Source organism: Pseudomonas sp. UBA3153 (assembly GCF_002364635.1).
Taxonomy (GTDB): domain Bacteria; phylum Pseudomonadota; class Gammaproteobacteria; order Pseudomonadales; family Pseudomonadaceae; genus Pseudomonas_O; species Pseudomonas_O kuykendallii.
Genome location: NZ_DEYR01000029.1, coordinates 42,565 through 53,313, shown reverse-complemented (window position 1 = coordinate 53,313; position 10,749 = coordinate 42,565). Strand labels below are relative to the sequence as shown.

The window sequence follows — 10,749 nt, the reverse complement described above, 5'->3', positions numbered from 1 at the left end:
GGCGCTGTCCAGGCGCTCGTCGAGATCGAGCAGTTCCTCCGCCTGCACCAGCCCCAGGTGGCGGCTGGGCAGCTCGATGCCGACGGCGCGCGGCAAGGCGCCGTACCAGCGCCGCGTGGCGGGCAGGCTGGCGCGCAGCAGCTCGGCATGACGCGCGCTGCCGACGCGGTTGGCGAGCACGCCGGAGAACGGCAGGTCGGCCCGGAAGGTGGCCAGGCCGTGGGCGACGGCGGCGAAGGTCTGCGCCATCGCCGCGGCATCGATCACCGCCAGCACCGGAAGGCCGAAGGTGCGCGCCAGGTCGGCGGCGGACGGCGTACCGTCGAACAAGCCCATCACGCCCTCGACGAGGATCAGGTCGGCTTCCTGCGCGGCCTGCCACAGCTGCCGGCGGCACTCCGCCTCGCCGACCATCCACAGGTCCAACTGGTAGACCGGCTGGCCGCTGGCCCGCTCGAGGATCATCGGATCGAGGAAATCCGGGCCGCACTTGAACACCCGCACGCGCCGTCCCTGGCGCGCATGCAGGCGCGCCAGGGCGGCGGTGACGGTGGTCTTGCCCTGCCCGGAGGCGGGCGCGGCGATCAGCAGGGCGGGACACGGGCGGGTTTCGCTCACGGGCGGGGACTCCACGTCGAGGGCGCACGAGGCGTCGGGGCGGGATCGCGATGGCCGCTCATCATCACCGTCCTAGAGCGCCTGGTAGCGCACCGCGAGGTATACCGCCTGCCCCGGCTGGTTGTAGGTGGCGGCCGTCTCGTACTCGGCGCCGAGCAGGTTGGTGACCTTCGCCTGCAAGCGCCACTCCGGGTTCAGCCAGTACTCGCCGCGCAGATCGACGGTGGCGAAGCCGTGCAGGTCGGTGGTGTTGGCCGCGTTGTCCCAGCGGCGCCCCTCGGCATGCAGCGACGCGCCGGCGCCGAAGCGACCGAAGCGGCGATCCAGGTCCAGGTTGAACAGTTGCTCGGCGCGGCGCGGCAGCAGGTCGCCCTGATTGGCGCGGTCGGAACGGTTCTGCGGGTCCTGGAAGGTGGCGTTGGTCGACCAGTCCCAGCCGCGCCAGTCGCCGGCCAGGCTGAGTTCCACGCCGCGGATCACCGCTTCGTCGATGTTGTAGGCGCGCAGCCCGTTGCCGGCGTTGAAGTAGGCGATGAGGTTGTCGATCTCGTCGTAGAAGGCGTTCACCGACCAGGTGCCCCAGGCGTGTTGCCCTTCCAGGCCGAATTCGAGGTTGCGCGATTTCTCCGCATCGAGGTCCGGGTTGCCGTTCACCGGGTGATAGAACTGGTTGAAGGTCGGCGCCTTGAACGCGGTGCCGTAGCTGCTGGTGAAGCGCAGCGCATCGCTCAGCGCGAACGCCCAACCGAGGTTGCCGGTGGTGTGGTTGCCGAATTGCTCGTTGCGGTCGCGGCGCAGGCTGAGCTGCCACTCGTTGCGCCCGAAGCTGGCCAGGTACTGGCCGAACAGCCCGTCGTTGTCGCGCGAATCCTCGCGGAAGGCGGTGGTGCCGTTCACCTCGTCGTGCAGGTGGTCGTAGCCGAGCGAGAGCAGTTGGCCGCTGGCGACGCTGAAGTCGTTCTGCCAGCTGAAGCTGTCGCGGCGGGTGTCGATGCGGGTGTTGAAGGTGGAGCCGGAGTAGGTGTCGTTCTTGTCCTCGCTGCGGCCGGCCTGCAGGGTCATCAGCCACGGCTCCAGGGGACGATAGCGGGCGCGGACGCCGGCGACCTTCTGCACGCCGTCGGCGTTGGCGCGGGTGCCGGAATCGTAGTCGTTGTGCGAGTTCGACTGCAGCAGGTTGCCGTCCAGCTCCAGGCCGTTGGCGAAGCGATAGCCCCCGCTGAAGCTGCCGGCCAGTTCGCGGTAACCGTCGGCGTCGGGCTCGTAGCCGGCCGTGGCGGAGCGCGCGCTGATGCCGTCGGTGGCGTTGCTGCTGACGCCCAGGTTGTACCAGCCGTCGCGATCGCCACCGGAAACGCCGGCGCTGCCGCTGTAGCTGTCGTGGGTCCCGTAGCCGGCGGAAAGGAATGGCTTGGCGTCGCCGTCCGCATTGCCTTTGCGGGTGAAGATCTGGATCACCCCGCCGATGGCGTCCGAGCCATACAGCCCCGAACGCGGGCCGCGAACCACCTCGATGCGCTCGATCAGCTCGACCGGCAGGTTCTGGAAGGCGACATCACCGGTGGTCGCCGAACCGACGCGGACGCCGTCGATCAGCACCAGCACATGGTTGGAGTTGCTGCCGCGCAGGCTGACCGAGGTGCTCTTGCCGGGGCCGCCATTGTTCACCAGGCTGACGCCGGGCACGCGACGCAGCAGTTCGGGCACCGAGGTGGCCTGGCTGCGCTCGATCTGCTCGCGGTCGATCACCGTGGTCGCCGCGATGCCCTCCTGCGAGGTGCGCGTGGCGGTGCTGACCTGCTCGTCGAGCAACAGGGGCTGTTCGGCCGCTACGGCCAGGGAAAGCGAGGAAAAGCCCAGCAGCGAAAATGCCGCGGGCCTGAGGAAAGGCTTGCGTTTCAAGGAATGGTCTCCGCCGTGCCACCCGCACGACATAAGCAGGGAAAGGCAGCGGAGAGCAGCGACGCAGCGGCCAGGACAACGGCAGATACGCCCAGCAACGCCCTCCGCGATGCCGTGAACTGCGACAGGCCGGTCTCCGGGCTTGCGAGAGGAACCTTCGGGTTCCGGCGAACGCACCTTCCCATGCAGAGCACAGTGGTTAACGCGGTCGCACGACTCGCCTACCGTTGCGGGGGCAGCGCCGGAATGGTCCTTCTCGGGGTTCGAGGCAGGACGCACCGGCTTCCCTGTTTCACCCCGCCGACGTCGGTCGGAGGGGCACCTGAAGCAAGCCGCGAAGGGTAGAGGCTGGGCCGGAACGCGTCAATCGCCGGCACCCGGGAGCGCCCGACCGGCGTGTTCGGCGACCGGGATTTCGCTTCGGGAGGGACTTTTTCCGCAGCGAGCCTATCGAAACCTCTGTTACATCCCCCGAACGAGGCCAAGGCAGGTACTGTTTCGCCCATGACGACGATCCTACAAATCTCCGACACCCACTTCGGCACCGAGCGGCCGGAAGTGGTGACCGCGCTAGAAGACCACGTGCGCGAACACGGCGCCGACCTGCTGATTCTTTCCGGCGACATCACCCAGCGGGCCCGCCCCGAGCAGTTCGCCGCCGCGCAGGCCTTCGTCCAGCGCCTGGAACGCCACGGTATCCCCGACACGCTGGTGATTCCCGGCAATCACGACATCCCGCTGTACAACGTCATCGAACGCTTCCTCAGGCCGTACGCCAATTACCGGCGACATTTCGGCCGGGAGCTGGAACCGGTGTTCGAGAATGACGAACTGCTGGTGATCGGGCTCAACACCACCGCGCCACGTCGCCACAAGGACGGCCTGGTGACCACGGAGCAGGTGCGCCGCGTCTGCCAGCACCTGCGCACCTCGGCCCCCGGCAAGCTGCGCATGGTGGTGGCGCACCAGCCGTTCGGCGCGATGGTCAGCAGCGACTTGAGCAACCTGCAGCATGGCGCCTCCCACGCGCTCAGCCGCTGGGCCGAGGCCGGGCTCGACCTGGTGCTGGGCGGGCACATTCACCTGCCCTACGTGCTGCCCCTGAGCAAGCAGTATCCGCAGCTGTCGCGGGAGATCTGGATGGTGCAGGCCGGGACCACACTCTCGTCACGGGTGCGCGGGACTTCGCCGAACTCCTTCAACAAGCTGCGCGTCGGCAAGGCCGGCAGCAAGCAGGCGTGCGTGGAGCGCTGGGACTGGCTCGATGGCCGCTTCGTCCTCGGCTCGCACTTCGATCTGGAATGGCCGGTGCCCGGCGCCGCACGGCAGGCGTAAGCACGGGCACGGCGTAGAGGGTTGGCTCAGGGGTTGCGTGCGAGGTGATCGCCGTCGAGGACACGCTTGGCGCTCAGGTAGCTGCGCTGCCAGTAGGCATCGGCCAGCCTGTCCAGGCGAACCGTGCCGCCGCTGGACGGCGCATGCACGAAGCGCCCCTCGCCCACGTAGATGCCGGCATGGCTGACGGTGCGTCCGCCACTAGTGGCGAAGAACAGCAGATCGCCCGGCTGCAAGGCAGCGCGTGACACGCTGGGCGCGCGCAGGTTGACCAGTTCTCCGGTAGAGCGCGGCAGCTTGATGCCGGCGGCGTCGCGATAGACGAAGCCGATCAGTCCGCTGCAGTCGAAGCCGCTGTCCGGCGTATTGCCACCGTAGCGATAGGGCGTGCCGACGAGGCCGAGCGCGCGGAATAGCACGTCATCCGACGAGGGCGAGAACTGTGCGGTGGGATCGACGAATACCGGCTGGGGAGCCGAGGGCGGCGGGCTGCTGGCGCAGGCACCCAGTAGAGCGGCGACGAATATGAGCGAGAGACGAGCCGGACAGGCCATGACGGGCGATCCTTATCCTGAGTGCGGCTACTCTGCCGACAGCCCGGCCCGGACGCAAGCCCGGGCCGCGCAAGGGATCAGGGGCGGTAGCTGCTCTTCGCCAGGGAAGTCTGGGCGACCAGTACGCGCTTGCCTTCCATGAAGCTGGAACGCCAGTAGCGATCGTCCAGGCTGTCGACCCGAACCCCACCGCTGCGGCGGCTGGAGGAATGGATGAACTGGTCGTCGCCGATGTAGATGCCGGCGTGGGACACGCGGCCACGGCCACGGTTGTTGAAGAGGATGATGTCGCCCGGCTTGAGGTCGTTGCGCGCCACCAGCGGCGCGTCCAGGTTGATCAGCTCGCGGGTCGAGCGCGGCAGTTGAATGCCCGCCTCTTCGCGGAACAGGAAGCCAACGAAGCCGCTGCAATCGAAGCCGGTTTTTTCGCTCAGGCCACCGAAGCGGTAAGGCGTGCCGACCAGTTGGAAGCCGCGCTCGAGGATGCTGTCGGCGAGGTCGGGCAGCTTGTAGGACTTGTCCGAGCTGAAGTGCGCGGGTTGCTCGGCAACCTCGTCGCGGGCTTCGTCGTCAGCGTCGACATCGACGTTGGCGAAAATGGATTCGGCAGCGGTGGAGCTGCGGCTGTGAACCGGCAGGGACTGGTTCGACTCGGTTTGCAGCGAAGTTGAAGAGGTGGTGGCGCAACCGGTGACTACGAGTAACAGAGCCAAAGGCACGAGGGGTGCGAAGCGCTTAAGCATGGGCACGGCCGTGTCGGAAAGTTGAAGACGGCCGGACTATGCCTTCTGGACAACCCATTTGCAAATTTTATGGAACCAAATGTGACGTCAGAGTTTCGACGAAACATCTAACCGCGCCTGAACCTTCCCGTCGCCCGCGAAGCGTCAGTTTTCGTCGAGATGGGATACAACGCCGCCGTGATGGGGCTGGCGACATGCGCCATTTTTGTGACGCTAAATCGTTCGCTGGTGGAATCACGTTTTTTGGGGCGACGAACGGTGCGGCAATCTGTCCCGGCGATCAGTGATTGGTGGTGTGCGCCAGCATTACCGACAGCTGACACAACGGCCGACCGCTCTCTTCGCGCCAGGCATTGAATGCGGCCTGCACCGCGGCAAGGTCCTTTTGGCTGGTCGGCGCCTTGTCGATCACGTCCTGAGCCTTGAGGGCGGCGACCATGTCGTCGGTGGGGATGAAGGTGTCCTTGCCGATCATCCGCAGGAAACGCGGCGCCGACAGCCCGCCGAGCTGGTTGCCGTGCTTCTTCAGGTAGGTCCACAGGCCGACGATATCGCTTTCCGGCCAATCGGCGATCAGCGCGCCGAACGAGCCTTTTTCCCGTGCCACGTCGAGGATCATCTGCGCGTTGCGTGGCACGCTCTTGAGCTTGCCGAGGTGGCGGATCAGCCGAGCGTCCTGCATCAGTCGCTCGAGGTGCTCGGCGCCCATCAGCACCACCTTTTCCGGGTCGAAGCCGAAGAACACCTGCTCGAAGGCCGGCCACTTGGCGTCCACCAGGCTGTGCTTGAGCCCGGCGCGGAAGATTCGCAGGCTGATCGTCGACAGATAACGGTCATCGCCGAGGGCGCGCAGCTGGGCAGCGCTCAGCGGCTGTGGCAGGCGCGCCTCCAGTGCCTTGGCCGAACCGAAACGGTTCAGGCAGTACTCGTGCAGCCATTTGTAATCACGCATCGGAAATCATCGGCCTTAGCGATTTTGCATCTCGTAGGGAGCGGCGAAGCTGCCGTCGCTGACGTCCATGAACGCGGTGCCGTCGCCGCCGAGCAGCTGGATGCGTCCGCTGAAACGGCCCTTCACGCCCCAGTCGTCGATCGATTCGATGGTCAGGCTGAGGTGATCCTCGTCAGGGCGGAATGCCGACCAGATCGTCGTGCCGCGGCTTTTGCCGTCCTTGGACTGCTGGATCGCGTAGCGGCTGATCAGCTTGGCGGCCGGTAGCGAATAGGTGCCCGGCTCGATGCGCTTGCCCAGGCTCCACAGTTCGATGTCATAGCTGTCCATCGAGCCAGGGAGATGACCGCCGACCACCAGATGTTCCCGGTCGCCGCCCATCTGCGCTTTCAGCCGTTCGTTGAAGGCCATCGGCTTGCCGTCGAGCTTCAGGGTCAGGTGTCCCTCTTCAGCGGAACCGCCGCAGGCAGCCAGCAACAGGCATCCCAGCACCACCAGCACAGTGCGCATGCTCTTTCCTCATGGACAGTCGTTACAGGTTCATCACATCGAGGAAGCGCGGCGTGGCGCTCTCGTCGATGCGCAGGTTGGTGAAGTCGAACAGATTGCGGTCGGCGAGTTGCGAGGGCACCACGTTCTGCAAGGCGCGGAACATGATTTCGGTGCGCCCCGGCGACTTGCGCTCCCACTCCTGCAGCATGTCCTTGACCACCTGGCGCTGCAGGTTTTCCTGGGAGCCGCACAGGTTGCACGGGATGATCGGAAATTCCTTGAGCACCGAGTACGCCTCGATGTCCTTCTCGCTGCAGTAGGCCAGCGGGCGGATCACCACGTTGCGGCCGTCGTCGGCGCGCAGCTTGGGCGGCATGGCCTTGAGCGTGCCGCCGTAGAACATGTTGAGGAAGAAGGTCTCGAGGATGTCGTCGCGGTGGTGCCCGAGGGCCATCTTGGTCGCGCCGATCTCGTCGGCGAAGGTGTACAGCGTGCCGCGACGCAGGCGCGAGCACAGCGAGCAGGTGGTCTTGCCCTCGGGAATCTTCTCCTTCACCACCGAGTAGGTGTCCTTCTCGACGATGTGGTACTCGACGCCGATCGACTCCAGGTAGGCGGGCAGCACGTGCTCGGGGAACCCCGGCTGCTTCTGGTCCATGTTCACCGCGACGATCTCGAAACGGATCGGCGCAACCTTCTGCAGATAAAGCAGGATGTCGAGCATGGTGTAGCTGTCCTTGCCGCCCGACAGGCAGACCATCACCTTGTCGCCGTCCTCGATCATGTTGAAGTCGGCGATGGCTTCGCCGGCCTGGCGACGCAGGCGTTTCTGCAGTTTGTTCTGATTGACCGAGAGGGTGCCCATGGCGAAAACGTCCGGCAAGTTGCGAAAGGCGCGCATTTTAAGCGCAAAACCCGCCGCCGCCCTACTCCACCCGGATATCCGGCGAGAGAGCGGCACGCCTGGCCAATGCTAAGCTCGGCGCATGCCCACCGAACTCGACCCCGCGCTGGACCTTGCCGAGCACCTGCGCCTGCTGCTTGGCGAAATACCGGACGGCTGCGGCGAGTACCAGCTTATCCAGGTGCTCAGGCAACGCCACTGCACGCACATTCCGCACCTCCCGCTCACCGACCGGCTGGTCCTGTTCCGTACGCATTTCCTGCTGTTCAACGCGCTCTACCGCCTGCGCGACCGGTTATGGCAGGAGAAATCCGCACACCTGGCGATCGGCGCGCTGCATATCCAGTTGCTGCCCTACCGTGCCGGCGAGGAGGCGCTGGCCGTGCACGATTCGCTGCGTGACTACTATCTGGACCTCGACCAGCTGCGGCAGACCGGGGAAAGCGACGTGGAAGCGCTGCTCGCCAGTTTCTGGACGCGCATGCACGGCGGCGAGGAGAAGCGCGCGGCGCTGGAGCTGTTCGAGCTGGACCGGGATGCGCCGCTGGACCTCCCCCTCATCCGCCAGCGCTATCGGCAGTTGGTGAGCCTGCACCACCCGGATCGCGGCGGCAGCACGGAGCGCCTGCAATCGATCAACCTGGCGATGGAAATTCTGACTCGCTATTACCGCTGAGCGTTACAGGCGGATTTGCTCTAACCCGCGGCAGGCGCGGGCTGCAGCCCCTCCTATACTGCGACATACGATCGCACCCGAATCGACCTCAGTCGTTTCGACCGCTCCATTTGGCCGACTCCCGTGGCGATCGCCATAACAAGAGGAGATGCAGGCATGATCAACCATGTATGGGGGCTTTTCGCCCATCCCGATCGCGAATGGCAAGAAATCCGTGGCGAGGAGGAATCCATCAGCCACATGTACCTCACCCACGTTCTGTTACTCGCCGCGATTCCCGCCGTGTCCGCCTATATAGGCACCAGCCAGTTCGGCTGGAGTCACGGTGGCGAGCCAGCGGTTCGTCTGACCGAGGCCAGCGCGGCGCAGATGACCGTGATGTCCTACCTGGCGATGCTCGCCGGGGTCGCGGTGATGGGCGCCTTCATTCACTGGATGTCGCGTACCTACGCGGCGAGCCCGACGCTCGCCCAGTGCGTGGTGTTCGCCGCCTACACCGCCACACCGCTGTTCATCGGCGGGCTCGCCGCGCTCTATCCGAACCTCTGGCTGGCGATGGCGGTCGGTACGGTGGCGGTCTGCTACACGGCGTACCTGCTCTACGTCGGTCTGCCGACCTTCATGGGCATCTCGCGCGACGAGGGTTTCCTGTTCTCCAGCTCGGTGCTCGCGGTGGGGCTCGTCCTGCTGGTGGCGATGATCGCGCTGTCGGTGATCTTCTGGAGCATCGGTGTGGGGCCTGTCTACACCAACTAAGAGGTCTAATCCTCGCCTATCAAGCCGCCTACGGGCGGCTTTCGCGTTTGCCGATACCGTTCGCCGGGTAAACGGCCAATCGATGAACCCTGCTTTTCCTCGAAACGTCTACTGGTTAAGCCGGCCCGTTGGGTACGGGGACAACAACACGTTTGAGGAGAAACACCATGACTCCACATTTCGTATCGCTGATGACCCATCCTGACCGGGCCTGGGTCGAGATTCGCAACGAAGAGCAGGCCAACAGCTCGCACTACCTGGGACATCTGTTCCTGCTCGCATTGATTCCGGCGATCTGCCTGTTCGTCGGCACCACCATCACCGGCTGGACCCTGGTGGAAAACGAGACCGTCCGCCTCGACAGCAGCAGCGCCCTGCAACTGAGCGTTCTGCTCTATCTGTCGTCGCTGTTCGGCGTGTTCCTGATGGGCGCCTTCGTGCGCTGGATGACCCGCACCTTCGACGCCCGCCCTACGCTCAACCAGTGCATCGGCTTCGTCGCCTACATGGTCACCCCACTGTTCCTCGCCGGGCTCGCTGCGCTCTATCCGAGCCGCTGGCTGGCGGTGATCGTCCTGCCCATCGCCGCGGCGTATTCGGCCTACCTGCTGTTCATCGGCCTGCCGAAGTTCATGCGCATCCCGCGGGAGAAAGGCATGCTGTTCTCCGCCTCGGTGCTCGGCGTCGGCATCCTGATGCTGGTGCATACGCTGGTCAGCATGATCCTGTTCTGGATGCTGATGCTGCAACCGACCTACGAACGTACCGCGCCGGACCAGGCCTATCCGACCGTCCAGGAACGTCCGAACGAGGTGCCCAAAGGGCTTTGATTTCTCCCTCCTCTGGCATAATGGCACTCTCCAGGAGTGCCTTATGCCCCACCAGCTGAACGCCCGCGTCGAAGCCTGTTACCAGCTCGCCGAGGCCTTTTTCAAACGCAGTTTTCCACGCCCCGAAGTCAGCCTGAAGCTGCGTGGGCAAAAGGCGGGCGTCGCCCATCTGGATGAAAACCTGCTGCGTTTCAACCCGCAGCTGTATCGGGAAAACAGCGAGGACTTCCTGCGCCAGACCGTCGCCCACGAGGTCGCCCATCTGATCGCGCATCAGGTTTTCGGCCCGAGCATCCGTGCGCATGGCGAGGAGTGGCAACTGGTGATGCGGGGCGTCTACGAGTTGCCGCCGAACCGCTGCCACAGCTACGCGATCACCCGCCGGCCACGCAGTTGCTTCGTTTATCGCTGCAAGTGCGTGGACGGGGAGTTCGACTTCTCGGCGCAGCGTCATGCGCTGGTGGGCAAGGGACGGAGGTATGTGTGCAGGCGCTGCAAGGGGACGCTTAGTTTTACGGGGGAAAAGCGGGAGGGTTGAGGGGTGGATTTAGGGGCTCGGATGAGGCCCTGGAAATCCGTATGTACTTAGCGTGTGTAGGTAACTGACCGTCTGGGTTTCGCCCTTACGGCGAGTCACTTTCTCTTGCTCGCACAAGAGAAAGTAACCCAAGAGAATGCGCCCCCTGCATCCGGGTCTCGCTGCGCGAGACTCCCCTCACTCCGGCACCGCTCCAGGGGCACGCTGCGATGGGCCATCCCTGGCCCAGCGCAGCTCTCGCGGCATCCATGCCGCTCGTCCCCCTGCGCAATGCCTATGCTCGGCCTCCTGAAAGGGGGATTCCGTGCCGTTTGAGAGATCGAAGCCAGTCGTAGGGTGGATCGCGCTTCATCGATCCACCGGCGGTGTAACGGTGGATGAAAAGAGCGTCATCCACCCTACGATCTATCGGCGCCCCGTCAGGGGCGAAACCCAAACTCCAAACAGGC

The 10,749-nt window shown here is 65.1% G+C and carries 11 protein-coding genes, 1 pseudogene and 1 riboswitch; of the genes and pseudogenes, 5 read left to right on the top strand and 7 right to left on the bottom strand.

The features are described from left to right. Both B2X67_RS06165 and btuB read right to left on the bottom strand, forming a co-directional pair. Nucleotides 1-618, bottom strand: a pseudogene (locus B2X67_RS06165) (cobyrinate a,c-diamide synthase); the annotation flags it as partial. 72 nt (nt 619-690) lie between these two features. Next, the gene (btuB, locus tag B2X67_RS06160) at nt 691-2,553 is read right to left on the bottom strand and encodes a TonB-dependent vitamin B12 receptor (protein ID WP_286784948.1); all 1,863 of its coding nucleotides are present in this window, start codon (nt 2,551-2,553) and stop codon (nt 691-693) included. Between the two features lie 77 nt (nt 2,554-2,630). Next, a riboswitch (cobalamin riboswitch) is annotated at nt 2,631-2,861 on the bottom strand. Nucleotides 2,862-3,024: 163 nt separating this feature from the next. Here btuB and B2X67_RS06155 point away from each other — a divergent pair. Then, nucleotides 3,025-3,855, top strand: coding sequence for a metallophosphoesterase family protein (locus tag B2X67_RS06155; protein WP_273231238.1), 831 nt, complete (start codon nt 3,025-3,027; stop codon nt 3,853-3,855). A gap of 26 nt (nt 3,856-3,881) precedes the next feature. Here the strand turns inward: B2X67_RS06155 and B2X67_RS06150 are convergent, their stop codons facing one another. From B2X67_RS06150 to ttcA, 5 genes are all read right to left on the bottom strand, one after another. Then, nucleotides 3,882-4,409 (bottom strand): C40 family peptidase, encoded by a 528-nt coding sequence (locus B2X67_RS06150; protein WP_273231235.1) that lies wholly within the window; start codon nt 4,407-4,409, stop codon nt 3,882-3,884. 77 nt (nt 4,410-4,486) lie between these two features. Further along, on the bottom strand, nt 4,487-5,152 hold the full coding sequence (locus tag B2X67_RS06145) for a C40 family peptidase (protein ID WP_273231233.1): 666 nt from the start codon (nt 5,150-5,152) through the stop codon (nt 4,487-4,489). Nucleotides 5,153-5,432: 280 nt separating this feature from the next. Next, nucleotides 5,433-6,104 (bottom strand): DNA-3-methyladenine glycosylase I, encoded by a 672-nt coding sequence (locus B2X67_RS06140; RefSeq protein WP_273231230.1) that lies wholly within the window; start codon nt 6,102-6,104, stop codon nt 5,433-5,435. 15 nt (nt 6,105-6,119) lie between these two features. Then, on the bottom strand, nt 6,120-6,614 hold the full coding sequence (locus B2X67_RS06135; RefSeq protein WP_273231228.1) for a hypothetical protein: 495 nt from the start codon (nt 6,612-6,614) through the stop codon (nt 6,120-6,122). 22 nt (nt 6,615-6,636) lie between these two features. Then, complete coding sequence (gene ttcA, locus B2X67_RS06130) at nt 6,637-7,461, bottom strand: tRNA 2-thiocytidine(32) synthetase TtcA (protein WP_273231225.1); 825 nt, start codon at nt 7,459-7,461, stop codon at nt 6,637-6,639. Nucleotides 7,462-7,582: 121 nt separating this feature from the next. On the opposite strand from ttcA, the gene B2X67_RS06125 reads away from it, so the two are divergent. From B2X67_RS06125 to B2X67_RS06110, 4 genes are all read left to right on the top strand, one after another. Beyond that, complete coding sequence (locus B2X67_RS06125) at nt 7,583-8,176, top strand: DNA-J related domain-containing protein (protein ID WP_286784947.1); 594 nt, start codon at nt 7,583-7,585, stop codon at nt 8,174-8,176. A 156-nt stretch (nt 8,177-8,332) separates the two neighbouring features. Continuing rightward, complete coding sequence (locus B2X67_RS06120) at nt 8,333-8,932, top strand: Yip1 family protein (RefSeq protein ID WP_273231220.1); 600 nt, start codon at nt 8,333-8,335, stop codon at nt 8,930-8,932. A 167-nt stretch (nt 8,933-9,099) separates the two neighbouring features. After that, nucleotides 9,100-9,762 (top strand): Yip1 family protein, encoded by a 663-nt coding sequence (locus B2X67_RS06115; protein WP_286784946.1) that lies wholly within the window; start codon nt 9,100-9,102, stop codon nt 9,760-9,762. Nucleotides 9,763-9,805: 43 nt separating this feature from the next. Then, entirely contained in the window at nt 9,806-10,300 is a 495-nt protein-coding gene (locus B2X67_RS06110) for a SprT family zinc-dependent metalloprotease (protein ID WP_286784945.1), read from the top strand. Nucleotides 10,301-10,749: the final 449 nt, after the last annotated feature.